The following is a 26144-nucleotide window of genomic DNA, read 5'->3' as shown; positions in this document are numbered from 1 at the left end:
CCACGTTCGAAAGGTGAGTTCGTGCCGTCGAAACGCCATCTCCGCTGGGCTGCGATCCCCGTGATCGCCGCGGCAGCCGTCGCTCTCGCCGGGTGCACGCCCACGGAACTGAACGGATACCTTCCGGGATTCGACGAGTCCGGGATCCCCGCGACCAACCAGACCGAGCGCGTCGCATCGCTGTGGGTCGGCTCCTGGGTCGCGGCCCTCGTCGTGGGCATCATCACCTGGGGGCTCATGCTCTGGGCGATGGTCGTGTACCGCCGTCGCAAGGGCCAGACGGGCCTGCCGGTGCAGCTGCGCTACAACATGCCCATCGAGATCTTCTTCACCTCGGTGCCGCTCATCCTCGTGCTCGGCCTGTTCGCCTTCACGGCGCGCGACCAGGCGGTCATCGAGGAGCCGCACGCGGATCCCGACGTCGAGATCACCGCGATCGCGAAGCAGTGGGCGTGGGACTTCCAGTACGAGGGCGAGGCCGAGGACGGCTCCGACACCGTCTGGACCATGGGCATCCAGGCCCAGACGGACGCGGACGGCACCGTCGACGAAGACCAGATCCCGACGCTCGTCCTCCCGGTCAACGAGCGCGTGACGATCGATCTGCAGTCGCGCGACGTCATCCACTCGTTCTGGATCATCGACTTCCTCTACAAGAAGGACATGTACATCGGGCACGACAACTCGTGGTCGTTCATCCCGACGCGTGAGGGCGAGTACAAGGGCAAGTGCGCCGAGCTGTGCGGCGAGTACCACTCGATGATGCTCTTCAACGTCAAGGTCGTCAGCGCGGAGGAGTACGCCGCCTACCTCGACGAGCTCGACGCCAAGGGGCAGACGGGCGACATCACCGACGCGTACGACCGTCTCGCCAACAGTCCCGGCACCGGGCCTGCGAACACCACGGAAGAGGAGCACTGATCATGGCGACGGACCGTCCGGCACCGCTGCCCGCTCGCCAGGCTGCGCTTCTCAGCGGCTCGCGCGTGGAGCACAAGGGCAACATCGTGGTCAAGTGGATCACCTCCACCGACCACAAGACGATCGGGTACATGTACCTCATCACGTCGATGATCTTCTTCTGCCTCGGCGGGGTGATGGCCCTCATCATCCGCGCCGAGCTGTTCGCCCCGGGGATGCAGATCATCCCGACGAAGGAGCAGTACAACCAGCTCTTCACGATGCACGGCACCGTGATGCTCCTCATGTTCGCGACGCCGCTGTTCGCGGGCTTCGCGAACGTGCTCCTGCCGTTGCAGATCGGTGCGCCCGACGTGGCGTTCCCGCGACTGAACGCCTTCGCCTTCTGGCTGTTCAGCTTCGGCTCGATCATCGCCGTCGCGGGCTTCCTCACGCCGCAGGGCGCGGCGTCGTTCGGCTGGTTCGCCTATCAGCCGCTCGCCAACGCGTCGTTCACGCCGGGCATCGGCGGCAATCTCTGGATGCTGGGTCTCGGCATATCGGGCTTCGGCACGATCTTCGGCGCCGTGAACTTCATCACGACGATCATCACGATGCGCGCACCCGGCATGACGATGTGGCGCATGCCGATCTTCACGTGGAACACGCTCATCACGAGCCTGCTCATCCTCATCGCGTTCCCCGTGCTCGCGGCCGCCATGTTCGCCGCGGCGTCGGATCGCCTCTTCGGATCGCACATCTACGACCCCGCCAACGGCGGCGTGCTCCTCTGGCAGCACCTGTTCTGGTTCTTCGGCCACCCCGAGGTGTACATCATCGCGCTGCCCTTCTTCGGCATCGTGTCGGAGATCTTCCCGGTGTTCAGCCGGAAGCCGATCTTCGGATACAAGACCCTCGTCTACGCGACGATCGCGATCGCGGCCCTGTCGGTGTCGGTCTGGGCCCACCACATGTACGTCACGGGCGCCGTCCTGCTGCCGTTCTTCGCGCTCATGACGATGCTCATCGCCGTTCCCACGGGGGTGAAGATCTTCAACTGGATCGGAACGCTGTGGCGCGGGTCCGTGACGTTCGAGACGCCGATGATCTTCGCGCTCGGGTTCCTCGTGTCGTTCGTCTTCGGCGGGCTCACGGGGGTCATCCTGTCGTCGCCGCCGCTCGACTTCCACCTCAGCGACTCGTACTTCGTCGTGGCGCACTTCCACTACGTGGTGTTCGGCACGGTCGTGTTCGCGATGTTCGCCGGCTTCTACTTCTGGTGGCCGAAGTGGACGGGCAAGATGCTGAACGAGCGCCTCGGATACGTGCACTTCTGGATGCTCTTCATCGGCTTCCACATGACGTTCCTCATCCAGCACTGGCTGGGCGTGGACGGGATGGTGCGGCGTTACGCCGATTACTCGGAGGCGGACGGGTGGACCTGGCAGAACCAGCTCTCCACGATCGGATCGATCATCCTCGGCGCCTCCCTCCTGCCGTTCTTCCTCAACGTGTGGATCACGGCGCGCACCGCTCCCAAGGTCACCGTCAACGACCCCTGGGGCTACGGCGGATCGCTCGAGTGGGCGACGTCGTGCCCCCCGCCGCGCCACAACTTCACGTCGATCCCGCGCATCCGCAGCGAACGGCCGGCGTTCGATCTGAACCACCCCGAGGCCGGCATCCCCGTCGGGGTCGGTCCGGCGAAGGACGCGCCCGACGCGCCCGCCGTCGACCTCGCAGACGGAAAGGTGAAGTAATGCGCTCTCATATCGCCATCTGGTGGCTGCTCACCGGGTTCTTCCTCCTCTGCTTCGGCGTCTACCTCGGCTGGAGCGTGGCGTACCTCGGCCACATCGAGTGGACGGGCACCATCGCGCTGCTCTTCTCCGCCTTCATGGCGGCGCTGATCGCGTTCTACGTGCAGGTCGTCTACCGGGGCCAGAAGGGCACGGAGCTCCCCGAGGACCGTCTCGACGCCGAGATCGACGACGGCGAGGCCGAGCAGGGCGAGTACAGCCCGTGGTCGTGGTGGCCGCTCGTCCTCGGATCGGCCGTCGCGGTCGCGGTGGTCGCGCTGGCCACGGCGCACTTCCTCATCCCGGTCGCGGTCGGACTGCTCGTCGTCGGGCTGTTCGGCTGGGTCTTCGAGTACTACCGCGGCAACTTCGCCCGCTGAGCGGAGCGCACACGCAGAGCTGGGGCCTCGGTCCGGACCACCGTCCGGGCCGAGGCCCTTCTTCGCGCCCGGCAGCAGCCCGACCCCGCTCGGGGTCGCTCTGCGATTCGTTCCCTCGGTGAGAGAATCGGGTTGTGGGATCGCAACCCGATCAGGAGCTGACGCGGTCGCTCGAACCGCTTTTCGCGGCCGAGAACGCACGCGACTGGCAACGCTATGCCACGTTCCTGCATCCCGAGGTCGTGTGGACCCTCGTCGATGGAGCCGATGAACGCAGGATCGTGGGGCGTGAAGAGTATCTCGCCGTGATCCGCCGAGCGTATGAGGGCGTGTCGACCAGGTTCCGATGTGTCGACATGATGATCGACGAAGGTCGGGCCCGGGTTGCCTCACTGCTGATCAGCGACACCGGGGACCGTTCTCTAGACGTGTTCGATCTCGAAGATGGACTGATCCGTCGCGAATGGGAGTTCTTTCTCGGCAGGGAATGATCTCGGTGGCAGAACGAGGACTGCCCAGAGCGCGGCGAGGCGCGGGGCGCTCGCGCGGGATCGGGGCTCGTCGACGTGGTGTGCCGGATCGCAGGGCCTGTCGCGGCCGGAGGGAAGGCAGAGGCCCCGGATCCTGAGCAGGATCCGGGGCCTCTGCGAGAGCGGGTCTCTAGCCCCTCTCCTCGCCCTGTCCGGGCTCGAGCGCGTCGTCATCCGATGCGCGTCGGTCCTCGCCCGCCTCGAGCTCGCCCTGAGCGTCGTGCGGATCGCCGTACTCGTGGAGCGCGTGCCTCTGGTGCTCGAGCGCCGCCCGGTACTCCGTCTCGGTCACGGGGGCGAGGCGGTCCTCGAAGAACCAGCGCGACAGCGACGCGCGCAGCTTCTGGCCGACGCCGATGCGTCCGTTGTCATCGGGCCGGACGACGAGGGGCTCATACGTCTCCTCGGCGACGAGCTTCCAGCGCTCGTATGCGTCGACGGGCTTGTGCACCTCGCGGTACTCGCCGCCGGGCAGCCGGACGATGCGGCCCGACTCGTAACCGTGCAGCACGATCTCGCGGTCCTTCTTCTGCAGCGCGAGGCAGACGCGCTTGGTGACGAAGTAGAACACGACCGGAGCGAGGATGAGCGCGGCCTGGAGGAAGTGGATGACGCCCTCCATCGTGAGGCGGAAGTGCGTCGCGATGATGTCGGACGACGCAGCCGCCCACAGCACCGCGTAGAACGACACGCCTGCGGCGCCGATCGCGGTGCGCGTCGCCGCGTTGCGCGGACGCTGCGCGATGTGGTGCTCGCGCTTGTCGCCCGTCACCCACGCCTCGATGAAGGGGTAGACGGCGACGAGCACGATGAACGCCCCGAGCACGACCAGCGGGACCAGGATGCCGAGCGACAGCGTGTAGTTCCCCAGCTGGATGTCCCAGTTCGAGGGCGCCAGGCGCAGAGCGCCGTCCGCGAAGCCGATGTACCAGTCGGGCTGGGTTCCGGCGGACACGGGGGAGGGGTCGTAGGGGCCGTAGTTCCAGATCGGGTTGATCTGCACGAGCGATGCGATGAGCACGATCGCGCCGAAGACGATGAAGAAGAAACCGCCCATCTTCGACATGTAGACCGGCATCATCGGGTAGCCCACGACGTTGCCGTTCGTGCGGCCGGGGCCGGCGAACTGCGTGTGCTTGTTGACGATCATGAGCAGCAGGTGCACGGCGATCAACGCGATGATGAGCAACGGCAGGATCAGGATGTGCAGCGTGTACAGGCGGCCGACGATGTCGGTTCCGGGGAACTCGCCTCCGAACAGCAGGTACGACGTCCACGTCCCGATGAGCGGGATGCCCTTGATCATGCCGTCGATGATCCGCAGGCCGTTGCCCGAGAGGAGGTCGTCGGGGAGCGAGTAGCCCGTGAAGCCCTCGCCCATGGCGAGCACGAAGAGCACGAAGCCGATCACCCAGTTGAGCTCGCGCGGCTTGCGGAACGCGCCCGTGAAGAAGACGCGGAGCATGTGCACGCCGATGCCGGCGACGAACACGAGCGCGGCCCAGTGGTGGATCTGCCGGACGAGGAGCCCGCCGCGGATGTCGAAGCTGATGCGCAGCGTCGACTCCATCGCCGCGGACATCTCGATGCCGCGCATGGGCGCGTACGCGCCGTAGTAGTACGTCTCGACCATCGACGCCTGGAAGAAGAACGTCAGGTACGTACCCGAGATGAGCACCACGACGAACGACCAGAGCGCGATCTCCCCGAGCATGAACGACCAGTGGTCGGGGAAGACCTTGCGTCCGAGCGCCTTGACGAAGCCCGACAGGCTCGTGCGCTCGTCGAGGTAGTTCGCGGCGGCGCCGACGAACCGTCCGCCGAGAGGCTTCTCCTGCGTCTCCGGCGTCTTGTCAGTGACGGTTGCGGTGCTCAATGACGCTCCCAGAAGCTCGGGCCGACGGGTTCGGTGAAGTCGCTCTGCGCGACGAGGTAGCCCTCGTCGTCGACGGTGATGGGCAGCTGCGGCAGGGGGCGGGCCGCGGGACCGAAGATGACCTTCGCGTGGTCGGAGACGTCGAACTGCGACTGGTGGCAGGGGCACAGCAGGTGGTGCGTCTGCTGCTCGTAGAGCGCGACCGGGCAGCCGACGTGCGTGCAGACCTTCGAATAGGCCACGATGCCGTCGTACGACCAGCTCTTTCGATCTTCGCTCTCGGTGAGCTGCTCGGGAAGCAGGCGGACGAGCAGCACGATCGCCTTCGCCTTCTCCTCGAGGTAGCCGTCATGGTGGCTGAGCGTGGCGAGCGACGCAGGGATGATGTGGAACGCCGAGCCGAGCGTGACCTCCGACGCCTTGACGGGCGTGCCGTCGGGGTCCCGGACGAGGCGCTCGCCTTCCTGCCACATGGTCTCGCCCAGCAGCTCGACCGGATTCTGCCCGTCGTTCGGCGCCAGATTCCGGAACAGCGTGATTCCGGGGATGATGCTCGCCGCGAGGGCCGCGAAGAGCGAGTTGCGGATCATCTTGCGACGCCCGAAGCCCGACTCCCGGTTCGCGTCGGCGAAGGACTGCACGACCGCAGCCCGGGTCTCCTCGCTGCCGCGCGTCGGGTGCCGTTCCTCGATGACCTCGGCGTCGTCCATGAGCGCCTTCGACCAGTGGATCGCGCCGATGCCGATCGCGAGCAGCGCGAAGGCGATGCCCAGGCCGATGAACAGGTTGTTGTTGCGGATGGACGCCATCGAGCCGTCCTCGATGGGGAACAGCATGTAGGCGGCGACGGCCCAGATGCTCGAAGCCACCGAGAAGTAGAAGAGCCCGTAGACGATACGGGCCGCGCGCTTCTCGGCCTTCGGATCCTTGTCGGTGATGCGCTTCCGGTGCGGAGGGAGTCCCGGGTTCTGCACAGGGTCGGAGACCGCGACGGCGAGACCGGCGGAAGGCTGCGGCGCCTTCTCGACGGCCTGCGTGTCGTGCTCGTGTGCCATGTCTGTCCTCGCCATGTCCTCTTCGTCCGCCATGCTCAGTTCGACTTCGCCGTGATCCACACGGTGATCGCCACGAGACCGCCGATGCCGAAGATCCACACGAACAGGCCCTCGGCCACGGGGCCGAGCGAACCGATCGTGAACCCGCCCGGGGCTTCGGCCTCCTGCTGGTAGAGGAGGGCCGAGATGATGTCGCGCTTGTCCTCGGGCGTGAGGTTCAGGTCGTTGAACACGGGCATGTTCTGCGGGCCGGTGACCATGGCCGCGTAGATGTGCAGCGCGCTCGTGTCCTGGATGTCCGGGGCCCACTTGCCCTCGGTCAGGGCGCCGCCGGCGGCCGCGACGTTGTGGCACATGGCGCAGTTGATGCGGAACAGCTCGGCGCCGCGCGAGACGTCGCCTTCGCCGTCGAGGAGCTGGTCGGAGGGGAAGTCCGGGCCGGGCGCGACCGACTGGACGTACTCGGACATCGCGAGGATCTGCTCCTCGGTGAACTGCACGGGCTTCTGGTCGGCCTGCGGGCCCTGCATCGCCATCGGCATGCGGCCGGTCGACACCTGGAACTCCACGGCGAGCGCGCCGACGCCGTACAGGGAAGGGCCGTTGTCGGTCCCCTGCAGATCCAGGCCGTGGCAGGTGGCGCAGTTGGCCTGGAACAGCTTCTCGCCGTCTTCGGCCGTCAACGTCGTCGTGGCCGCCGACGTCTCGGTCGTCGCCGCCAGCGCCGCCGACGCGCCGGCGTAGATGCCGCCCGACAGGATGAGGCCGATGCCGATGAGCGCAGCCGCCGCGAGGGGGCTGCGGCGACCGTTCGAGCGGCGCTGTTTCTTCTCTCGTGCCATAAGGGTGTTGTTGCTCCGCTCTTACTTGAGGAAGTAGATGACCGCGAACAGTGCGAGCCAGACCACGTCGACGAAGTGCCAGTAGTACGACACGACGATCGTGGTGGTCGCCTCCTTGTGCGTGAACTTCTTGACCGCGTACGCGCGCCCGATCGTGAACAGCATCGCGACGAGCCCGCCGGTGACGTGCAGGGCGTGGAACCCGGTCGTGAGGTAGAAGGCCGAGGAGTACGCGTCGGCGTTGTAGGGCATGCCGTGCGCGACGAGCTGGGCGTACTCCCACACCTGGCCCGAGACGAAGGTCGCGCCGAGCGCGAACGAGAGCCAGAACCACGGGACCATGCCCCAGCTCTTCCAGCCGGCGCCCTTGACCGTGTAGGGCTGCATGCGCTCGGCGGCGAAGACGCCCATCTGGGCCGTCACGCTCGAGAGCACCAGGATGATCGTGTTGCCGAGCGCGAACGGGACGTTCAGGAGATCCGTGCGGCTCGCCCAGAGCTCAGGGGAGGTGCTGCGCAGGGTGAAGTAGATGGCGAACAGACCGGCGAAGAACATGACCTCGCTGCCGAGCCAGACGATCGTGCCGACGGCGACGGAGTCGGGGCGCTTCACGGTTCTCGGCGCTGGGGCGTACGTAGCTGAGGTCGTCACCCGTCCATTATGGCCGATCCCGGCGGGTGATTCTGGCACCGAAGCGTATCGGAACGCCATCGTTTCGACTTAGGGTGACCTTATCAGCGGCTGTGAGTGTGCTTCGCAAGCGCCGTAAGATCGAGGTCATGACCGACGAACTCACGTGGCCTTCGATCCTGACCACGGTGCTGGCACGACAGGATCTGAGCGTGTCGGAGGCGACCTGGGCGATGCGACAGGTCATGCGGGGCGACGTCACGCCGGCTCAGCTCGGCGGGTTCCTGCTCGCCCTTCGCGCGAAGGGCGAGAAGGTCGAGGAGATCATCGGCTTCCGCGACGCGATCCTGGAGGCGGCCGTGCCGCTGCCGGTCGACCCGAACGTGCTCGACATCGTCGGCACGGGCGGCGATCGCTTCGGCACCGTGAACATCTCCTCGACCGCCGCCATCATCGTCGCGGCCGCGGGCATCCCCGTCGTGAAGCACGGCAACAAGGCGGCGAGCTCGAAGTCGGGGGCGTCGGACGTGCTGAGCGCCCTCGGCATCGACCTCCGGCTTCCAGCCGAGGCGGTCGCGAAGGTGCTGGACGAGGCGGGCATCACGTTCGCCTGGGCCGCCGCGTTCCATCCCGGCTTCCGACACGCCGGCCCCACGCGCGCCGAGCTCGGCGTGCCGACGGTGTTCAACTACCTCGGCCCGCTCGTCAACCCCGCGCGCGCGGAGGCGAACGCGGTCGGCGTCGCCCAGATCGAGAGCGTGCCGCTCATCACCGGCGTCTTCCGGACGCGCGGTGCGACCGCCCTCGTGTTCCGCGGCGAGGACGGGCTCGACGAGCTCACGACCACCGGCTACAGCCGGATCTGGGAGATCTCGAACGGCGACATGCACGAGTTCGACGTCCATCCGCGCGATGTCGGGCTGCCCTCGGCGCGCATCGAAGACCTGCTCGGCGGCTCGCCGGAGCACAACGCGGATGTGCTGCGCCGCACTCTCGCAGGAGAGCGCGGGGCGGTGCGCGACGTCGTGCTGCTCAACGCGGCGGCGGGCATCGTGGCCTTCCGCCTGTCTCAGGACCCCACGCAGGCGCAGCGGAACATGATCCACCGTCTCACCGAGGCGCTGGAGGAGGCCGCGGCGGCCGTCGACGACGGCCGCGCGGCGGCCAAGCTCGACGACTGGGTGGCGGCCACGCAGCGCTTCAGCGCCGCGTGACGGCCGCCGCGCAGCGGACGGGGCGCGCTTTCCCCTGGTTCGTCGTCATCGCGCTGCTCACGGCGTCGCTGACGCTGCGTGCGCCGATCCTCGCGGTCACTCCCGTCCTCCGCGACATCGAGCGCGCGTTCGGCGTCGACGCCACGACGGTCTCCCTCCTGACGACGCTGCCGATCCTCATGTTCGCGGCGGTCACCCCGATCGCCGCGCTCGTCATCCGGCGGGCCGGCGCGGAGATCGCGCTGCTCGTCTGCCTCTCCGCGACGGTGGTCGGAACGCTGCTGCGCGTCATCCCCGGATTCGGATGGATGCTCACGGGGATGATCGTCATCGGTGCGGGCATCACGATCGGCAACGTCGTGGTCCCCGTGATCATCCGCCGCGACGTCCCCCCGGGACAGGTCGCGGCGGTGACGGCGGGCTATGCCGCCCTGCTCAACGTGGGATCGCTCATCGTCACGCTCGGCACGGCGCCGCTCGCGCGGCAGATCGGCTGGTCCGCCGCCATCCTGTCGTGGATCTGGATCACGCTGCTCGGGCTGGTGCTGTGGCTGCTGCACATGTGGCGCGACCGCGTGCCGGGCGAGACCTGGGCGGAGCGCTACTCGGGCGAATCGGGCGGTGCCGCCGCGTCCGCCCGTGAGGACATCGTCCTCACGGGGCCCGTGCCGACCGTGTCGGGCGACCGATCGCTCCTGCGCAGGCCGATCGTGTGGCTTCTCGTCGCGACGTTCTGCTGCCAGTCCGCCGGCTACTACGCGCTCTCGACCTGGCTGCCCACGCTCATCGGCGAGACGACGGGGTCGGACGCGACCCAGGCGGGTGCTTTCGCCTCCATCTTCCAGGGCGCGGGCATCGTCGGCGCCCTGCTCGTGCCGCTGCTCGCCCATCGGCTTCCGATCGCGGCACCGGCGGCCGTCGTGAGCGCGTGCTGGCTGGGGCTCTCGGCGGGCCTGCTGTTCGCCCCCGACCTCTTCCTGCTGTGGACGGCCGTGGGCGGCGTGGCGCACGGCGGAGGATTCGTCGTGGTGATCACGGTGCTCGTGAAGAACGCGCGCACCGACGCCGAGGCCGGGGCCGGATCGGCGCTCGTGCAGGGCGGCGGCTACGTCTTCGGCGCGCTCGGCGCACCGGTCATCGGCGCCGTCCACGAGGCGACGGGCGGATGGACGGCTCCGCTGGGCGTGACGCTGTCGCTTGCGGCGGGCTTCACGGTCTTCCTCGCGAGCGCGATCGTCGTGTCGCGACGCTGAGCCGGTCCGCTGCTCAGCGGTCGAGCGCGGCGATCGCCCGCGCCATCGACGTGCCGAGGGCCCACCGCTCCGCGAGGGCGACCGCGCGTGCGCGCCGGGCGTCGTCGAGGGCGCGCAGTTCGCCGTCGACGACGCCGAGGTCCAGGTCGCGCACGACGGCGACGACGCGCGGGGCGACCTCGAGGTAGTCCGCGCCCGCGACGATCCTCGCCGCCTGCGCCCGCGTCATCCCCACGCCGTCCGCCGCAGCGGCGCGGACGCCCGCGAGATCGCCGTGCGCCGCGAGGAGCGCCGCCGCGGTCTTCTCCCCGACGCCGGCGACGCCGGGAAGGCCGTCGGAGGCGTCGCCGCGCAACGTCGCGAAGTCGGCGTACTGCCCAGCGCGCACCCCGTACTTCTCGAGGACGACCTCCTCGGAGAAGATCTCGAGCCTGCTCATCCCCTTGACCGTCGAGATCACGCGGACGCGGCGTTCGTCGTCGACGAGCTGGAACAGGTCGCGGTCTCCGGTGACGACGTCCACGGGCATCGTCGCCTGCGACGCGAGCGACCCGATGACGTCATCGGCCTCATGATCCGCGGCGCCGACCACGGGGACCCCGAGGGCGGAGAGCTCCTCGCGGATGATCGGGATCTGCGCGTCGAGCGGATCCGGAACCTCCTCGACGTCGGGGCCGGCGGGCACCGCCGCGACGACGCGATGCGCCTTGTAGGACGGAAGGAGGTCCACGCGCCACTGCGGACGCCAGTCGTCGTCCCAGCAGGCGACGAGGTGCGTGGGCTCGTACGTCGTGACGAGCTTCGCGATCATGTCGAGGAGCCCGCGCGCCGCGTTGACGGGCGTGCCGTCGGCGGAGCGGACGGTGACGGGGACACCGTGGAAGGCGCGGAAGTAGAGGCTCGCGGTGTCGAGCAGCATGAGGCGCGGGGTCGTCACACGCTCATCCTGCCAGGGGAGGGCCGTGATCGTCCGCCTGCGTCGCCTCGTCGTCAGCAGCCGGGGCCGGCCGGGTTCTCGATGCACGACCTCTCGACGAGCGCCGTGTGCGCCTCGACGACGCGCACCGACGAGGCGGGCGAGGACGTCGTCACGAGACCGTCGACGGGGTAGGCGCCCCACACGCCGAAGTCGACGACGGCGTTGTACGACACCGAGGCGACCACCGTGTACGTGCCGCGCGACGCGTACGCATGGCTCGTCGCGGTGGCCGAGAACTCGGGGAGCCCCTGGTCGCTCCACGACGAGCCGCCGGAGGAGGAGGTGCGGACCGTCCCGTCGCCGAAGTCGAAGGCGAACGACGCGGGCGTGAAGACGACCCTCACCGGGAGGCCGAAGAGCGACCCTCCCGCCACATGCTCCTGCGCCGGAGCGACCACGTTCATCGGCATCCCCACGACGGCGACGCCGTCCGGCTCGGTCGCGACCGTCAGCGGAGCCGGAGCGAAGGCGAGAACGTCGCGCTCGCCGATGGGAGGGATGACGGGCGCCTCCGGCGGATCCTCTTCCTCCTCCGGCACGGACCTGTCGAGGAAGCACCGCAGACGCTCCGTCCCCAGCGTCTCGACCCGGCACTCGTTCCCCTCTCCGGGGGAGCCGCCGCCCTCGTCGTATGCATCGGAGTCACGGTCGTCGATCGGCCGATACGGAGCCCGCTGCGGAGGCTCGGACCCCGGCCGGTGGTGCTCCGCCTCGATCTCGACGTGATCGCCCTCGTTTCGCGTCTCGGAGCAGAGACCGATGAGCGTTTCTTCTGGGGTGCAGGTCGAAACCAAGGAAGGTGCTGTCGCTACTGGCAAAGAGAAAAAGCAAGATAGAATTGTTGCAATTTTTACTTGGTGACTCAGCATGGATTATCGCTATTCTCGCTTGCTGAGATTTTCAATGTATTATCGGCGGATGTGAGTTCAATCTTCAGCGAGTAGATCGAGGGAGTGTCTTCGGGGGTGACGTCACCACCATTGCTGTCAAGTATTCGTGCGTTCGTTGCATCCATGCATACGATCGCGTCGACCTGAATTGCGTCCGCAATTCTGGTTGTTGTTTCAGGAGTAAAAGAAAGGATATCCAATGATCCTTGGATTGTCTGTTTAGATTGTTCTAGTATTTCACGAGTGCGTTGATCTGATTCAAGAACTTCGCCGATCAGGAATGATTGTGGATCGGCCTCTTCGTCGCCGGCATTCCGGGCGTTGAGGGCGTCGATGTACGCCCGGTAGGTCTCCTCCGCGGCGGCGAAGGCCTCCTCCTCCGTCGCGAATCCGGTCGGAGTGGGGGTGGGGCCCGGGTCGGGTGTGCATCCGGACAGCGCGAGCGCGGCGATGAGCGCTGCAGGGAGAACGGCGAAGGGGCGACGCGTCGTCATGGGCACCACGGTAGCGAGGTCGCGCTCAAGCCGCGAAAGTTATCCACAGCCCCGAAGCGGTCAGCGGAAGTCGCGCGAGGTGTGCTTCACCCCGACCCTGAGGTCCTCGAAGGCGTCCGCGAGCAGATTCACGACGCCTTCCGGCGAACGTTCGAGGACGCCTCGGGCGATGAGCGCCGGGCTGTCGCGCAGCACGCGGCGGTATCGGTTCCAGACCCCCTTCGAGCAGACGACGTTCATGAGGCCGTGCTCGTCCTCGAGATTGAGGAAGGTGATCCCCGATGCGGTCGCGGGACGTTGCCGGTGGGTGACGAGACCCGCGACCTCGATGCGGCGGCCGTTCTCGTGGTCGCGCAGGGCCGCCGACGGCAGCACTCCGCGCTCGTCGAGGGAGTCGCGGTAGTGCGTGAGCGGATGGTCGTCCGTGGAGACGCCCGTCGCCCACAGGTCGGCGGCGAGCCGCTCGTAGCTCGACGGGTCGGGGAACAGCGGCGGCTGCACGGCCGGGACCGTGCCCGGCAGGAACTCCGGCCGGTCGAGCGCCGCCGGGCCCGCCATCCAGATCGCCTCGCGCCGGGTCATCCCGAGCCCCTCGAACGCTCCGGCGGTGGCGAGCGCCTCGATCTGCCCCTGGGAGACGCCGGTACGCCGGACGAGGCCGGGCAGGTCGGCGTACGGGCCGTTCTCGTCGCGCTCGGCGACGATGCGTTTCGCCGTCTCGAGCCCGATGCCCGTGACGCCGGCCAGCCCCAGACGCACGGCGTGTGCGGCGTCCCGGCGATGCGCGTCCGATTCGTCGGGGGCATTCCTGTCGAACGTCCCGACGGGCGGCTGCGCGCGGTCGGTGCAGGCGTCGCGGCCCGTCGGAGCCCTCGGCGACACGCCGCCGGAGTCGGGGCTGTGCACACGGCGTCGCGCGTCGGAATCCGCGTCGGACGCCTGATCGAGCGGCTCGAGCACCTCCGTCGCCCCCGACAGGTTGATGTCGGGGCGCCGCGCCTGCACGCCGTGACGGCGCGCATCGGCGGTGAGGGTCTCGGGGGAGTAGAACCCCATGGGCTGCGAGCGCAGGAGGCCGGCGAGGAACGCCGCGGGATAGTGCAGCTTGATCCACGACGAGGCGTACACGAGCAGGGAGAACGACAGCGAGTGCGACTCCGCGAAGCCGAAGTCGGCGAACGCCCGGATGCGTCCGTAGATGTCGTCGGCGAGCACTCCCGTGATGTCGTGTTCGGCCATCCCCGCGTAGAGCTTCTCCCTGAGCGACTCGATCTTCTCCAGGCCGCGTTTGGATCCCATCGCCCGGCGCAGCGTGTCGGCGTCCTCGCCCGAGAAGTCGCCCACGGCCATCGCCATCTGCATGAGCTGCTCCTGGAAGATCGGCACGCCGAGGGTACGCCGGAGCACGTCCTTGAGGAGGGGATGCGGGTACTCGACGACCGCGTCGATGCTCTCCTCGTCGCTCAGCCCGGGATGCTCCCTGCGGTGCGCCTCCAGTGCCGCCTTGCGCTGGACGAACGGATGCACGGCGCCGCCCTGGATGGGACCGGGGCGGATGAGCGCGATCTGGACGGCGAGGTCGTAGAAGCTCCGCGGCTGCAGGCGGGGGAGCAGTCCCATCTGCGCGCGCGACTCCACCTGGAACACCCCGATCGAGTCGGCGCGACACAGCATGTCGTAGACCGCGGCCTCCTCCTTGGGGATCGTGTCGAGCTCCCACCTCTCGCCCGTGGCGTCGCGGATGATGTCGAAGCAGTGCTGGAGCGCCGCGAGCATCCCGAGCCCCAGCAGGTCGAACTTGACCAGGCCCATCCATGCGGCGTCGTCCTTGTCCCACTGGATGACCGTCCGCTTCTCCATGCGGGCGTGCTCGATCGGCACGACCTCGCCGACCGGGCGCTCGGTGAGCACCATGCCGCCGGAGTGGATGCCGAGGTGCCGCGGAGCCTTGAGCAGCTCCGTCGCATAGGCGATCACCTGGTCGGGGATGTCGTGGTCGGGGCCGGTCTCGAGCGACGCCCCCCATCCCTCGACCTGCCTCGACCAGGCGTCCTGCTGTCCGGGGGAGTAGCCGAGGGCCTTCGCCGTGTCGCGGACGGCGTTCTTCGGCCGGTACTGGATGACGTTGGCGACCTGGGCCGCGCGATCGCGGCCGTACTCGTCGTAGACCCACTGGATGATCTCCTCGCGGCGATCGGAGTCGAAGTCGACGTCGATGTCGGGCTCCTCGTCGCGCAGGGCGGAGAGGAACCGCTCGAACGGCAGGTCGAAGAAGATCGCGTCGATCGCCGTGATGTCGAGCAGGTAGCAGACGGCGCTGTTCGCGGCGGACCCGCGCCCCTGGCAGAGGATGCCCAGGCGTCTGGCCTGGGCGACGATGCCGTGGACGATGAGGAAGTAGCCGGGGAAGTCCTTCTGCTCGATCACCCCCAGCTCCTTCTCGACACGTTCGCGGACCTCCTCCCGCCGCCCGGGATACTTGCGGTCCACGCCCTCCCACACGAGCTGCCGCAGGGCGGACATGGGGGTCTGGCCCGCCGACGTCCTCTGCCTCGGCAGTGCGGGCCTGGCCCGCCGCAGCGGGAAGGCCAGCTCGTCGGCGAGCGACACCGTGCGCCCGACCGCGCCGGGATGGCGGGCGAAGATCCGGGTCATCTCGGCGCCGGAGCGCAGATGGGCGGATGCGTGGGACGGCAGCCAGCCGTCGAGGTCGTCCATGCTGCGGTTCGCGCGCACGGCGGCCACGGCGGCGGCGAGCTGCGCATCGCGCGGAGCCGCGTAGTGCACGTTGTTCGTCGCGATCGTCGGCAGGTGCAGTTCCGCAGCGAGCGAGGCGAGCGCGTCGTTGCGTCGCGAGTCGAGCGGATCGCCGTGGTCGACGAGCTCGACGAAGACGTTGTCCCGGCCGAACAGCGAGACGAGCCGTTCGAGCTCCTGCCGGGGCGCCTCCGGGCGGCCGGACCCCCGGAGGGCGCCCTCGAGCGCCTGCCGCACGGAGCCTTTGCGGCATCCCGTGAGCACGGCCCAGTTCCCGTCGGAGCGCTCGGAGAGCTCGTCCGGATCGTAGAGCGGCCGACCCTTCTCGCCGCCGCGCAGCTGCGCATGCGTGATCGCGCCGGCGAGCCGGTGATACCCCTCCTCGCCGCGGGCGAGGAGGAGCAGGTGCGAGCCCGCCGGGTCGGGATGCCCCTTCTGCGGCTCGGTCAGGCCGAGCGAGAGCTCGGCCCCGAACACGGTCTTCACGCTCGTCGCCTCCGCGGCCTCCGCGAAGCGCGCGAGCCCGTAGAACCCGTCGTGGTCGGCGAGGGCGAGCGCGTGCAGGCCGAGACGCTCCGCCTCCTCGGCGAGGGCCTCGGGGGAGGAGGCGCCATCGAGGAAGGAGAACGACGAGTGCGCATGCAGCTCGGCATAGGGCACGGCGTCGGGCGGGCGCTCGATCTTCGGCGGAGCGTACGCACCGCGCTTGCGGCTCCACGCGGGGCTGTCGCCCCCGTCGGCTCCGACGGGGGCGGGATCGGGCCGCCGGCCGCTCAGGGTGCGCTCGAGCTCCGACCAGGGGACGGGCGGGTTGTGCCATCCCATCAGGCGTACCTCCCCTCGATCCGCCAGCGGCCGTCCTCGAGCACGAGGAGCCACGCCGTCTGCTCGGCGTCGATCACCTGGAAGCGATGCGCTCGCCGCATCCGTTCGCCGTCCCATCCCCGTTCGATCACGGGCCACGGGCCCGCCCATGCCGTGATCCGCCGGCCGTCGATGACGGCGGGCGGAGCGGTGAGCATCCCGCGGTCGTCGACCGCGATCTCCGTTCCGCCGTCGGCGGTGACGTGGGCTCCCCGCGGGCTGCGGAACACCTCGCTCGGCAGAGGCTGCGGCAGCGAACCCGGCCAAGGGGCGTCCCGCTGCTGTGCGGGGCGCTCGCCGTCTCCCCAGGGCACGCGCGTCTCGCGCTCCTCGAGCCAGCGTCCGCCGCCGATCGCCGGGACGACGACGCCGCGGTGACCGAGCATCGCCTGCACGCGCGACATGGCGTGGTGCAGGCGCTCGTCGGGCCCGTGACCGATGAGCGCCGGCCGGTGATGCGCGCTGTCGTCGACGGTCTCGGGATCGATGCGCACATGGGAGATGGCGCCGACGAGGCCGTCGCTCTGCTCGGCCGCCGCCTGCAGCTGCCAGCGCACCCGGTCGACGAGAGAGGCCGCGTCGAAGCGGGTCGGGTGCAGCCAGACGCGATCGCTGCGCGCTCCGCGGTCGTCGGTGAGGGTGATACGCACCTCGGTGCAGACCAGGCTCCTCTCGCCGAGCGCTGTGCAGACGTCATCGCATGTCTGACGCACGGCGAACGCGATCTGATCGGCGAGATCGAGCGGCGGTTCGAGGGCGAGATCGCGTGCCAGCTCGGGCGGCGGGATGCGCGGCTCGATCGGCCGGGAATCCGCGCCGCGAGCGAGAGCGTGCAGTCGCGCGCCCTGCTCGCCGAGGCGGGCTCGCACCTGCTCGGCGTCGAGCGCGGCGAAGGCGCCCAGCGTCTGCACGCCGAGCCCGGGGAGCAGCCCGACGAGGGTCTCGTCCTCGATCGACGCGATCGACAGCGGGGAGAGGAAGGCAGCGGAGGCGCCGGGCGGGACGATCCGGACGGGGGCGTCGGCGCTCGTCAGCCGCGCGGCCCGCTCGGCGGTGAAGACGCCGTCGGCGACGCCGGCGCGAGAACGGGGGAGACCGAGCGCGGTCAGCGCATCGAGCAGTGCGAGCGCGGCCTCCTCTTCGCCGCCGTAGAACCGAGCGGGTCCGCGGGCGCGGACGGCCGAGAGGCCGGGCCGCAACGGCTGCACGCCGGGGGCGAGCTCGTCCAAGCGCGTGAGCACGGGGAGGAAGGAGCGCTCGTCGCGGCCGGGGTCGGCCGCCGCGACGCGCAGCGACGGGCACGCCGCCTGCGCGTCACGGCGCCGTTGTCCGCGTCGCACGCCCTCGGCGCGGGCGGACGCCGAGCAGGCGACGACCCGGTTCGCGTGCATGATCGCGATGGGCGGTCCGGCTGCGTCCGGGACCGGGAGAGCCTCTGTCGCGGGGTCGCGAGCGGCCCGGCGTGCGGCGTCGCGCGAGACGGTGCGCAGATACGCGGTGACGGGCCAGTCGGGCAGCCAGATCACGATGGCCCTGGTCATTCGACCGCCGCCAGCCCGCGCCGATCGGCGCGCCTCGCCTGCTCGACGGGGACGGGTGCGGGGCGTGGAGCGGCGACGGGCGCCCCGTGCGGCCCCGGCAGCTGGACGCGCACGCGCTTGGGCACGGGGGAGCGTCTGCCCGACGCCGAGACCGTGACCGTACGCGAGGAGAGCATCCCGTGGCCCTGCCCGAGCCCCGACCACACCGGATCCTCCAGATGCAGTGTCGCCTCCGCCTGGGGCCAGCGCCCTGCGACGAGCAGGACGCCCCCTCGGTCTCGGAGCCGGGCCGTGAGGCGCGCGATCTCGGCATCGCGGGGAACGCCGGGAGGGCGCACGGCGACGACGGGGAAGACCTCGGCGATCGCCGACACCGCGGACAGCCAGCGGTCGCCGGGATCGGGCACGAGCGCGAACCGCGAGAGGTCGACGCCCGACGACTCCGCGGCCTCGGCGGAGAAGTCGGGCATGCCGACGACGGCGCACCACGATCCCGCTCGCGACGGCTCGGCGAGCAGGGCGAGCAGCAGGCTCGTCGACGGATCGAGCGTGTACACGGCCCCCGGCCGCAGACCGCCTTCGGGGAAGAGCGACGCGAGCGCGTCGTGAACGGGCAGCGCCCTGACCTGGGCGCTCGCCCGCTGCATCCTGCTGATCTCGGTCTGCAGACGCAGCACCTCGACCGGAAGTGCCATCCCCACCTCGTCATGATAGAAGCTATGTTCGATGAACTCCAGAGAGTCTTTCGAACACTAGTTCCCTGCTCCGACATCGGTATCGGAACGAGGCGGGGCTCAGGGGCGGTCGGCGAGCGCCTGCTTCGGCGCGGGCAGCAGAGCGGAGGGGTCCGTGGGCTCGAGGCGTGCGCCCGTCAGCGCACCTCGACGAACGAGCCGTCGGCGGCGAACTCGACGGACGACGTGTCGTAGTCGCCCGGGAGGTAGATCGCCAGGGTCACGGGATACGCCTCGCCGGCGACCGGCCAGCGGCGGACGACGAGATAGGGCGCGTGCTCCGAGTCGGGCACGACGTCCGTCCGCTCATACGACTCGTCGAGCATCCGGGGCGCGCGATCCCACGCCACATCGTCGAGACGGAACACCTCGAGCTCCGGATCGGTCGGCTGGATGATCGACGGACCGTCGTTCGTCGCGGCTCCCCTGCGGTACGAGTAGGTGTCGAACGTCGAGGCCCCGGGTGCCGTCGCCATCTCGGCGGAGACGAAGTCGGTGTAGACCGTGATGTCCACCGACTCGTCCGTTCCCGAGGCCTCCTCGATCGCCGCGAGCGCCTCCTCGAGCCGCCCGGGAGCGAACATCGAGGAGTGGTCCTCCCCTGTGACGAGGTCGAGGGCCCTTCTCTCGACCTCGTCGGACGCCGGGAGGAGGACGGCCGCGGCGCCCGCGGCGAAGAGGCCGGCGTACGCGAGGAAGCGCCATCCGCGTCCCTCGGCTCCGATGCCGATGAGGGGGCCGTCCCGTCTCCCGTGCTTCTCGGCGGCCTTCGGGTCATCGCGCCACTCGGGGAGCCGCTCGCGTGCCGGGAGGGAGGAGACGCGTGCGTCGAGATCGGACAGGGGGCGATCCACGATCACGACATCGGGGGAAGCGGCCTCCACCCGCACGACCGCCACCGCCGAGCCGGGCTGCCTGCGCGGGATGTCGACGATGTCGACGATCTGCTTGATGGTCGTCCTGTAGGCGGCGCGGTCGCCTGCGGAGACGGAGAGATCGATCTCGCACAGCGGCTGGTCGTTGATCGTCGTGCCCGTCCGGCGCAGGGCGTCGATGCGCGCGGCGCCCAGGCGCCCGGCGTCGATCGCCTCCTGGATCCGCTGCGGAGTCGCGCGTGCGAGTGGGCCGAACGTGCGAGCGACGAGGATGAGCGGGAGGAGGAGCGAGATCACGACGATCGCGGTGATCCAGACCCACGTGTACCGATCGTCGATGAGGATGCCGAAGAGGACGGCCGCGGCGCCTGCGCCGAGGACGAACGCCGTGAGAAGTCGGATCACCACTCCACGGTATCGGCAGGCTGAGCGTCTCCGCGCGCCGCCATGACCGCCCCGCGAGCGGGAATGGCGAAGGGGACGGATCTGTTGTAGCCTGAGATGCTCGGGTGCGCCCGAGCGGCGCCGGAGACGGCGATGGAAACTCCACAGAGCGACAGCGGTTCCCTTCATGCGAAGGATCCACGGGGATGATCGGTTTCGACATCGCTTGTGAATCTGCGAGAAGCGGGCCGAGGATGCAGGGTTATCTCGTAAACGCTCCCTGCAAACCAATAAGTGCCGAAACCAAGCGCACTGACTTCGCCCTCGCTGCGTAAGCGAGCCCGATAGTCCGTCAGACCGTGGTCGATCCCGACACGGATCCTGGCGTCATCTAGGGATCTTGCCGTGCGGCAGTGTCGAGATGCCGTATGGGACTTTTTCTCGGCTGGGCTCGTCGACTTAGGTGTCTGTGACAAAGGTCGGAGCCGAGCAGAACGCTTTCACAGACTGCGCCCGGAGAAGCCCCAGAGACTCAGCGATGGACGGGGGTTCGATTCCCCCCATCTCCACGAACGGCTGTCGCATGTGGATGACCCCCTTGATGCCTTACGAGAGTAGGCGTCAAGGGGGTTTTTCTGTGCGTTGGAGTGTCTCGAACGGCGTCCAGGCCCGACGGCGCGTCGATGGCCGCGTCGAGCTCCGTGTGACGGCGGCGTCACTCGAATCGGCGCGTGCGTGCAAGATCTGCGTCTCGTGCGACATGGACATAATGTGATGACTGTGCGCGCTGCGGCCGGCGACGATTCTCGGGGGGCGACGGTGACGGATGAGTTCCCGACGGGGGAGGGAGACATCGCCTGGTTCACTGAGGTCGTCCGCGCGCATTCGACGGCTCTCGTGAAGTACTTCGCGCGCCGCGGTCCTCGGCAGGACGCGGAGGATCTCGCCGCCGACGTGTTCGCCGTCGCATGGCGGCGGCGTGCCGATGTGCCGCGAGATGCCGTGCTGCCCTGGCTGTACCGCACAGCTGGCTTCCTGCTCGCGAACGCGCGTCGCAAGCGTGTCGACGTCGTCGTCGCTTCCGTGCCGGATGCCGGCGGTTCACGGGTGGGGGACCATCCCGAGCTCAGCGTTCTCTTCGACGACGAGCTGCGCGGCGCTCTCGCGAGCGTGGGAGAGCGCGACCGCAGGATCCTGCTGCTGCACGCCTGGGAGGGCCTCGACGGCGAGGAGCTCGCTGCGGCGCTCGGGGTCTCCCGATCTGGTGCGGAGTCCGCTCTCTCTCGTGCGCGGAAGCGTCTGCGCGATGCGTGGGGGAATCGGCTGTCCTTCTGAACCGATGCAAGACCGGGACGCCTCCCGACATAGGCAGGGGAAAGAAGCGATCGCGGAGGAAGACATGACAGACGAACTCGATCCGATCTCGCGGCTGCGCGCGGTCGATCCCGCTCTCGACGTCGAGGCATCCGAGGGGCTCGTGGACCGCATCGTGGACTCGGCCACGGCCCACGAGCGGCGCGACGCGGACACCGCCGTCGACCTCGGTGCGGAAAGAGCCCGGCGCAGGCGAAAGCGCATCCTCGCGAGCACGGGCGTCGCCGCGTCGATCGTGGCGGCGCTGGCGATCGGCGGCATCGCCGGCTACGCACTCGTTCCCGAGGGGCGGGAGACGGCCGCCGAAGACGCCGTGAACGACGAGGAAGGCGCAGCACCGCCGATCACCCTCGACGGACCGCGGGGCGGAGCAGAGGGCGCGGCACCGGAGCTCGGTGCGGACACCGGTCTCACCACGCGCTCGCTGAACGACTTTGAGTACGGCTACGGAGGACGCAACGCCTTCCACGCCGGCGCTCTCTTCTCCTCGGCCGCGACGACCGCGACCGGCTACGCCTACGACGGTCCCTCATCGTCCAACGTCGAGACCGTGTCGGCGCTCGCCGCCGCTCTGGACGTCGACGGCGTGCCGGAGATCCGCGACGGGTCATGGGTCGTGGGCGCCGAGGACGGGGTCTCCCCGTCCTTGTCCGTCTACCTGGACGGGACGCTCTCGTTCTTCTACTACGACCCCACGTTCGACCCCTGGGCGTGCGGCGACGACTGTGATCCGCCGACGGCGGACGCCGCCGTCGGCGCGCTGCGTGACGTGCTCGCGGAGGTCGGCCGGGACCCGGACGCCTTCGAGTACACGTCGGAGACGTGGGGGGGCTCGTCGACGCACATGGCGTACGCGTGGCCGGTCATCGACGGGCAGCGTCTCGACCAGCCGTGGATTCTCGAGCTGGCGCAGGAGGGTGTGTACAGCCTCCAGGGCGGGCTCTCGAGCGTCGTGCCGCTCGGCGAGTATGCGGTCGTGAGCGCGCAGGAGGCCTTCGAACGGCTCTCCGACCCGCGATTCGGCGCCCAGATGACCGCTTTGCCGTACGCGGAGCGCGAGGAGGACGCCGCCGTGGACTGGAGTCCGCCGACGGCGGCCCCCGAACTTCCCCCGGACGGCGCGGCCTTGTCATGGCCGGTCGACGACGTCGAGCTCGTCTCGGTTCGTCTCGGATGGGCGAGCCGATGGCAGTCGGACGGCAACGTCCTCGTCGTGCCGACGTACGCGTTCACCGACGCCGGCGGAGGCACGTGGTCTGTCATCGCCGTCGCGGAGTCGAGATTGGACTTCGCGGTCGAGTGAGACCTCTCGTCTTCGGGGGATGAGGCGGACCGAGATCCGATCCGCGTCGTTCCCGACGCGCTCAGGGGCCGCTCCGGGATCTCCCGCTCGCAACGGCCGTTGCCGTCTCGTCCTTCCGGAGCCGCAGCCCGATGACACGACGGTCGCTACGACGTCGCGTGCTCCTCGACGAGGGTGATGCCGCCGTGCACGTTCGCGGAGGTCGCGAGCCGTTCGAGCCATTCCCGGTTGAGATGCGACGGTTCGGGCTCGTCGAACTCGAACCGGAGGGGGATGGCGGGATGGATCCAGATGACGACCCGTCCTGCGTCGTCGCCGTCCGCCGGGCGGCAGGTGACGGCGAACCCCTCCTGCCTGCGGAGCTTCGTGATGATGACCGTCTTCAGGTGTGCGAGCGTGCGGTCGTCCAAGTGGACGGGCTCCGACGAAGCACCGTAATAGAGAACCCCCATGGCAACAGAGTAGGCAGATTCGCAAAAGCATGCCGGAATATTTCGTAGGGGCGCACGCCGCACGAATGTCCCGGAGGTCCGACTCAGCCGCTCCAGGTGATGACGTCGAGTCCGTTCTTCGTGTCGGAGAGCTCCACCCATCCGTCGCCGAAGGCATAGGTCATGCCGTAGCCGTCCTCGTCGGACCATTCCGCCGACGGCATGCCCTCGGTGACGTAGACGATGCCGTCGTCGCCCTCCTCGCGGACCCACCCCTCGGCGACGAGATAGTCCTGCAGCTCCGTCGACTGCTCGTCGTCGACGGGTGCCCATCCGTACATCTGCACGAGATCGTTCGCTCCGACGTCGAAGTTCCCCCACTTGCAGCTGACGCCGCCCGTCAGCTCCGTCGGCCCGACGTAGAACGGGTCGGCCCGTGACGTCCATCCCAGCTCCTCGAAGTTCTCGAGAAGGGCGGGCGAGATGATCGTCTCGCACGTCGGCGCCGCGCCGGTGCCGGATCCCGTCGTTCCGCCTCCGTCGTCGACCGCGGGATCGGTCGTGCCCGCCTGCGGGAAGACGGAGGTGCACGCGCTGAGCGCGATGACCGTCAGGAGGATGCCGGTGCCGGCGAGGGCCCGGAAGGGGGACGTGCGTCGGAGGCGGTGCCTCACACTCCCGCCTCGGGAGGCGCCGACGCGAGCAGCTCGAGGAACGCGTCGTGCAGGATGCCGTTGGTGGCGAGGGCCGAGCCGTCGGCGATCGTCGGCGCCCCCTCGACCGAGGTCATCCGGCCGCCGGCCTCCGTGACGATGGCCGCTGCCGCGGCGAGGTCGTACTCCTTGACCCCGAACTCCGCGACGAGCTCGAGGCGTCCCTCGGCGAGAAGCATGTACGACCACACGTCGCCGTACGCGCGGTCGCGCCAGACACGACGGCTGAGCGCGATGAGCTGCCCGAGCCGGCCGGCGCCGTCCCACTGAGAGATGCTCTGGAAGCTGACGCTCGCGTCGTCGAGGTCGTCGACTCCCGAGACGCGGATGGCGCGAGCGTTCTCGCCGTCCGCGCTCGTCCAGGCGCCGAGCCCCTCCGCCGCCCACCAGCGTCGGCCGAGGGCGGGCGAGCTCACGACGCCGAGCCGAGGATATCCGTCGAAGTCGAGCGCGATCATCGTGCCCCACACCGGCACCCCTCGGAGGAAGTTGGCCGTGCCGTCGATCGGATCGATGATCCAGCGCCGTTCCGTCGGCTCGGACGACCCGTACTCCTCTCCGAAGACGCCGTCCTCGGGACGCTCCGCCGCGATGAGCTCTCGGATGGCGCGCTCGGCGGCGAGATCGGCGTCGGTGACGTGCGTGCGGTCGGCCTTGCGCGACACGTGCAGATCGGCTGCATCGAAGCGATGCCGCGTCTGCGCGTCGGCAGCATCCGCGAGGCGCAGCGCGAACGCGAGATCGGCGTCGAGCCCCGGGTGGGCGGAGGCGGACGAGGAGGGCGTGGACGCGGGAGAGGTCACCCGCTCAGGATATCGACGCGTCCCGTGCGTTCCCCGACGCGCGACGGAGGCCACCCCTCCGTACAGGAGATGCACAGGCGCGCCCGACCCCGCCCCGATTAGCGTGACCCTCTCGATCCTGGTAGTGTCGTCTCTCGGTTCGCACGGCGTCGTCCGGCGGATCGGAACGCACCTCTAGCTCAATCGGCAGAGCAACTGACTCTTAATCAGTGGGTTCAGGGTTCAAGTCCCTGGGGGTGCACGGATCAGCCTCGGTCACTCTCGCCAGTGACCGGGGCTTTTTCGCGTGCACGGCGAGCCTGGGCGTGACGAGATCGAACGCCGACCGTGTCCGACGCGAAGACATCGCGCTCGCCAGGGCATCGTCGTTCATCGCGTGCCGGATGACGATTCTGCGGGTTCTTGCTTCATGCCGAGCTCTCGTTTCTGATGGCTGGTCGTGAAGTGGCGTTCGACGAGGAGAAAGAAACCGTAGGACGCCACGAGAGCGAGCGGGAGCGCGACGAACACCATCGACAGCCAGTGCGCCAGCGTGGGAAGCGCAAGAGGGATCAGGAGCAGATTCGCGAGCGCGAGCAGCGGCGAGTGGATGAGGTAGATGCTGTACGACCACAGGCCGGTGTTTACGAGCGGACGCCATTCGAACACTCGACGGCCCGGATTCATCCGGGAGCGCATCGAAGCCGTCCCCATCGCGATGAGGGCGAGAGCAACCCCGACGCCAACCATCGTGTCTGCGATCATCCGCTCAGGAAGGGCGTCGGGACGGTTCACGGTCGTCCACGCGAGCGTCGTGACGAGCACGATCACGCTGAGCCACCCCGTGCGCAGCCGTGGAGGGCGGATCGTGAGGGAGGCCGCGAGCATTCCCAGCGCGAACAAGCCGATCAGCCAGTACCTGCCGGATGTCGTCGTGGGCAGGAAGTAGGTGATGGCTGGGCCGAGCATCAGTGCGACAGCGATTGTCCCCCAGACGCCGATCAGCCGGCGCAGAGGGAGCAACGCGAGGGGCAGAAGGAAGTAGATGTGCCACTCGGTGGCGACGGACCAGGCGGGCCCGTTGATCTGGTAGGCCCACTCGGGGTTCCAGATGTGGATGAGCAGGAGATGCGTCAGTACGCCTTCGAGCGTGACGGGGATCTTGTTGTCCCAGGCGGTGCCTTGCCGTGTCTGCAGCACCGGGATCAGCGCGATGAGAACGATGAACAGCACCAGGGAGGCGTAGTAGGGCGGGAGGATCCGCCGAGCACGCCGACGGACGTAATCCCAGAATCCGCCCCGGAGCGTGCGGCCGTCGCCACGGAACACGGGCAGCGTGAGCACGTACCCGGACAGGACGATGAACACGGGAACCGCGTAGTCGCCGATCCTGGCGATGCTCCCGAGAATCGGGAGCTCATCGTCCACCGCTCCGACCCGACCGGTGAATGTCGTCGCGTGCAGGACGGCGACGGCGAGAGCGGCGAGTCCACGCAACCCGTCGGCGAACTCGAACTTCGGGCGCGTGTGCTGCTCGGTCATCA

Annotated in this window: 23 protein-coding genes, 1 tRNA gene and 1 other RNA gene; 10 read left to right on the top strand and 15 right to left on the bottom strand. The window is 69.0% G+C overall.

The genetic code is table 11. The features are described from left to right. Positions 1–21: 21 nt before the first annotated feature. From ctaC to N8K70_RS10530, 4 genes are all read left to right on the top strand, one after another. Entirely contained in the window at positions 22–921 is a 900-nt protein-coding gene (ctaC, locus tag N8K70_RS10545; protein ID WP_317138300.1) for an aa3-type cytochrome oxidase subunit II, read from the top strand. Between the two features lie 2 nt (positions 922–923). Then, entirely contained in the window at positions 924–2660 is a 1737-nt protein-coding gene (ctaD, locus tag N8K70_RS10540) for an aa3-type cytochrome oxidase subunit I (protein ID WP_317138299.1), read from the top strand. Continuing rightward, entirely contained in the window at positions 2660–3079 is a 420-nt protein-coding gene (gene ctaF / locus N8K70_RS10535) for an aa3-type cytochrome oxidase subunit IV (RefSeq protein ID WP_317138298.1), read from the top strand. Before ctaD ends, ctaF begins: the two co-directional genes overlap by 1 nt. 134 nt (positions 3080–3213) lie before the next feature. Further along, positions 3214–3570, top strand: a complete 357-nt coding sequence (locus tag N8K70_RS10530) for a nuclear transport factor 2 family protein (RefSeq protein ID WP_317138297.1) — start codon at positions 3214–3216, stop codon at positions 3568–3570. Between the two features lie 169 nt (positions 3571–3739). Here N8K70_RS10530 and qcrB read toward each other — a convergent pair whose 3' ends face one another. From qcrB to ctaE, 4 genes are read right to left on the bottom strand one after another with little or no spacing between them, the layout of a single operon-like run. Further along, positions 3740–5485 (bottom strand): cytochrome bc1 complex cytochrome b subunit, encoded by a 1746-nt coding sequence (gene qcrB, locus N8K70_RS10525; protein ID WP_317138296.1) that lies wholly within the window; start codon positions 5483–5485, stop codon positions 3740–3742. Beyond that, positions 5482–6540: a cytochrome bc1 complex Rieske iron-sulfur subunit gene (gene qcrA, locus N8K70_RS10520; RefSeq protein WP_317138295.1), complete on the bottom strand. Its 1059-nt coding sequence runs from the start codon at positions 6538–6540 to the stop codon at positions 5482–5484. The genes qcrB and qcrA overlap by 4 nt, the downstream gene beginning before the upstream one ends. Before the next feature lie 35 nt (positions 6541–6575). Then, on the bottom strand, positions 6576–7382 hold the full coding sequence (gene qcrC / locus N8K70_RS10515; RefSeq protein ID WP_317138294.1) for a cytochrome bc1 complex diheme cytochrome c subunit: 807 nt from the start codon (positions 7380–7382) through the stop codon (positions 6576–6578). A gap of 21 nt (positions 7383–7403) precedes the next feature. Next, on the bottom strand, positions 7404–8033 hold the full coding sequence (gene ctaE, locus N8K70_RS10510; protein WP_394357778.1) for an aa3-type cytochrome oxidase subunit III: 630 nt from the start codon (positions 8031–8033) through the stop codon (positions 7404–7406). Positions 8034–8161: 128 nt separating this feature from the next. On the opposite strand from ctaE, the gene trpD reads away from it, so the two are divergent. Next, entirely contained in the window at positions 8162–9226 is a 1065-nt protein-coding gene (gene trpD, locus N8K70_RS10505) for an anthranilate phosphoribosyltransferase (protein WP_317138292.1), read from the top strand. Beyond that, positions 9223–10479, top strand: coding sequence for an MFS transporter (locus N8K70_RS10500; RefSeq protein ID WP_317138291.1), 1257 nt, complete (start codon positions 9223–9225; stop codon positions 10477–10479). The genes trpD and N8K70_RS10500 overlap by 4 nt, the downstream gene beginning before the upstream one ends. A gap of 13 nt (positions 10480–10492) precedes the next feature. Here N8K70_RS10500 and N8K70_RS10495 read toward each other — a convergent pair whose 3' ends face one another. The 7 genes from N8K70_RS10495 to N8K70_RS10465 form a co-directional block, all read right to left on the bottom strand. Then, entirely contained in the window at positions 10493–11398 is a 906-nt protein-coding gene (locus tag N8K70_RS10495; protein WP_317141216.1) for a 5'-3' exonuclease, read from the bottom strand. Between the two features lie 71 nt (positions 11399–11469). Further along, complete coding sequence (locus tag N8K70_RS10490; protein WP_317138290.1) at positions 11470–12252, bottom strand: hypothetical protein; 783 nt, start codon at positions 12250–12252, stop codon at positions 11470–11472. Positions 12253–12320: 68 nt separating this feature from the next. After that, positions 12321–12842 (bottom strand): hypothetical protein, encoded by a 522-nt coding sequence (locus tag N8K70_RS10485; RefSeq protein WP_317138289.1) that lies wholly within the window; start codon positions 12840–12842, stop codon positions 12321–12323. Positions 12843–12902: 60 nt separating this feature from the next. Beyond that, positions 12903–16424 carry an error-prone DNA polymerase gene (locus N8K70_RS10480; RefSeq protein WP_317138288.1) on the bottom strand — a complete coding sequence of 1174 codons (3522 nt, stop codon included), beginning with the start codon at positions 16422–16424 and terminating at the stop codon, positions 12903–12905. Beyond that, positions 16424–18004, bottom strand: a complete 1581-nt coding sequence (locus tag N8K70_RS10475) for a DNA polymerase Y family protein (protein ID WP_317138287.1) — start codon at positions 18002–18004, stop codon at positions 16424–16426. The genes N8K70_RS10480 and N8K70_RS10475 overlap by 1 nt, the downstream gene beginning before the upstream one ends. Continuing rightward, positions 18001–18699: a hypothetical protein gene (locus N8K70_RS10470; protein WP_317138286.1), complete on the bottom strand. Its 699-nt coding sequence runs from the start codon at positions 18697–18699 to the stop codon at positions 18001–18003. The genes N8K70_RS10475 and N8K70_RS10470 overlap by 4 nt, the downstream gene beginning before the upstream one ends. Positions 18700–18875: 176 nt before the next feature. Beyond that, positions 18876–20018, bottom strand: a complete 1143-nt coding sequence (locus N8K70_RS10465) for a hypothetical protein (protein WP_317138285.1) — start codon at positions 20016–20018, stop codon at positions 18876–18878. Positions 20019–20199: 181 nt separating this feature from the next. On the opposite strand from N8K70_RS10465, the gene ssrA reads away from it, so the two are divergent. From ssrA to N8K70_RS10450, 3 genes are all read left to right on the top strand, one after another. Next, positions 20200–20569, top strand: a transfer-messenger RNA (tmRNA) gene (gene ssrA, locus N8K70_RS10460). A 247-nt stretch (positions 20570–20816) separates the two neighbouring features. Continuing rightward, on the top strand, positions 20817–21332 hold the full coding sequence (locus N8K70_RS10455) for an RNA polymerase sigma factor (RefSeq protein ID WP_317138284.1): 516 nt from the start codon (positions 20817–20819) through the stop codon (positions 21330–21332). A gap of 64 nt (positions 21333–21396) precedes the next feature. Further along, the gene (locus tag N8K70_RS10450; RefSeq protein WP_317138283.1) at positions 21397–22674 is read left to right on the top strand and encodes a hypothetical protein; all 1278 of its coding nucleotides are present in this window, start codon (positions 21397–21399) and stop codon (positions 22672–22674) included. Between the two features lie 146 nt (positions 22675–22820). On the opposite strand, the gene N8K70_RS10445 is transcribed toward N8K70_RS10450, so the two are convergent. From N8K70_RS10445 to N8K70_RS10435, 3 genes are all read right to left on the bottom strand, one after another. Then, on the bottom strand, positions 22821–23126 hold the full coding sequence (locus N8K70_RS10445; RefSeq protein ID WP_317138282.1) for a DUF7882 family protein: 306 nt from the start codon (positions 23124–23126) through the stop codon (positions 22821–22823). An 83-nt stretch (positions 23127–23209) separates the two neighbouring features. Beyond that, complete coding sequence (locus N8K70_RS10440) at positions 23210–23779, bottom strand: hypothetical protein (protein ID WP_317138281.1); 570 nt, start codon at positions 23777–23779, stop codon at positions 23210–23212. Then, positions 23776–24621 carry an inositol monophosphatase family protein gene (locus N8K70_RS10435; protein ID WP_317138280.1) on the bottom strand — a complete coding sequence of 282 codons (846 nt, stop codon included), beginning with the start codon at positions 24619–24621 and terminating at the stop codon, positions 23776–23778. Before N8K70_RS10435 ends, N8K70_RS10440 begins: the two co-directional genes overlap by 4 nt. A gap of 168 nt (positions 24622–24789) precedes the next feature. On the opposite strand from N8K70_RS10435, the gene N8K70_RS10430 reads away from it, so the two are divergent. After that, a tRNA-Lys gene (locus N8K70_RS10430) sits at positions 24790–24862 on the top strand. 128 nt (positions 24863–24990) lie between these two features. Here the strand turns inward: N8K70_RS10430 and N8K70_RS10425 are convergent. Beyond that, complete coding sequence (locus N8K70_RS10425) at positions 24991–26142, bottom strand: acyltransferase family protein (RefSeq protein WP_317138279.1); 1152 nt, start codon at positions 26140–26142, stop codon at positions 24991–24993. Positions 26143–26144 lie beyond the last annotated feature (2 nt).

This window comes from Microbacterium sp. AB, from assembly GCF_032878875.1.
Lineage (GTDB): Bacteria > Actinomycetota > Actinomycetes > Actinomycetales > Microbacteriaceae > Microbacterium > Microbacterium betulae.
The sequence above is the reverse complement of the archived record's forward strand: the minus strand, read 5'-3'. Positions and strand labels throughout refer to the sequence as shown.

What these genes read in the sequence shown, in the direction of transcription:
- N8K70_RS10445 (WP_317138282.1), bottom strand. Translation starts at nt 23,126, where the DNA reads ATGGGGGTTCTCTATTACGGTGCTTCGTCGGAGCCCGTCCACTTGGAC.
- N8K70_RS10475 (WP_317138287.1), bottom strand. Translation starts at nt 18,004, where the DNA reads ATGACCAGGGCCATCGTGATCTGGCTGCCCGACTGGCCCGTCACCGCG.
- ctaD (WP_317138299.1), top strand. Translation starts at nt 924, where the DNA reads ATGGCGACGGACCGTCCGGCACCGCTGCCCGCTCGCCAGGCTGCGCTT.
- N8K70_RS10495 (WP_317141216.1), bottom strand. Translation starts at nt 11,398, where the DNA reads ATGCTGCTCGACACCGCGAGCCTCTACTTCCGCGCCTTCCACGGTGTC.
- ctaF (WP_317138298.1), top strand. Translation starts at nt 2,660, where the DNA reads ATGCGCTCTCATATCGCCATCTGGTGGCTGCTCACCGGGTTCTTCCTC.
- N8K70_RS10480 (WP_317138288.1), bottom strand. Translation starts at nt 16,424, where the DNA reads ATGGGATGGCACAACCCGCCCGTCCCCTGGTCGGAGCTCGAGCGCACC.
- N8K70_RS10470 (WP_317138286.1), bottom strand. Translation starts at nt 18,699, where the DNA reads ATGGCACTTCCGGTCGAGGTGCTGCGTCTGCAGACCGAGATCAGCAGG.
- N8K70_RS10450 (WP_317138283.1), top strand. Translation starts at nt 21,397, where the DNA reads ATGACAGACGAACTCGATCCGATCTCGCGGCTGCGCGCGGTCGATCCC.
- N8K70_RS10425 (WP_317138279.1), bottom strand. Translation starts at nt 26,142, where the DNA reads ATGACCGAGCAGCACACGCGCCCGAAGTTCGAGTTCGCCGACGGGTTG.
- N8K70_RS10485 (WP_317138289.1), bottom strand. Translation starts at nt 12,842, where the DNA reads ATGACGACGCGTCGCCCCTTCGCCGTTCTCCCTGCAGCGCTCATCGCC.
- qcrA (WP_317138295.1), bottom strand. Translation starts at nt 6,540, where the DNA reads ATGGCACACGAGCACGACACGCAGGCCGTCGAGAAGGCGCCGCAGCCT.
- trpD (WP_317138292.1), top strand. Translation starts at nt 8,162, where the DNA reads ATGACCGACGAACTCACGTGGCCTTCGATCCTGACCACGGTGCTGGCA.
- qcrC (WP_317138294.1), bottom strand. Translation starts at nt 7,382, where the DNA reads ATGGCACGAGAGAAGAAACAGCGCCGCTCGAACGGTCGCCGCAGCCCC.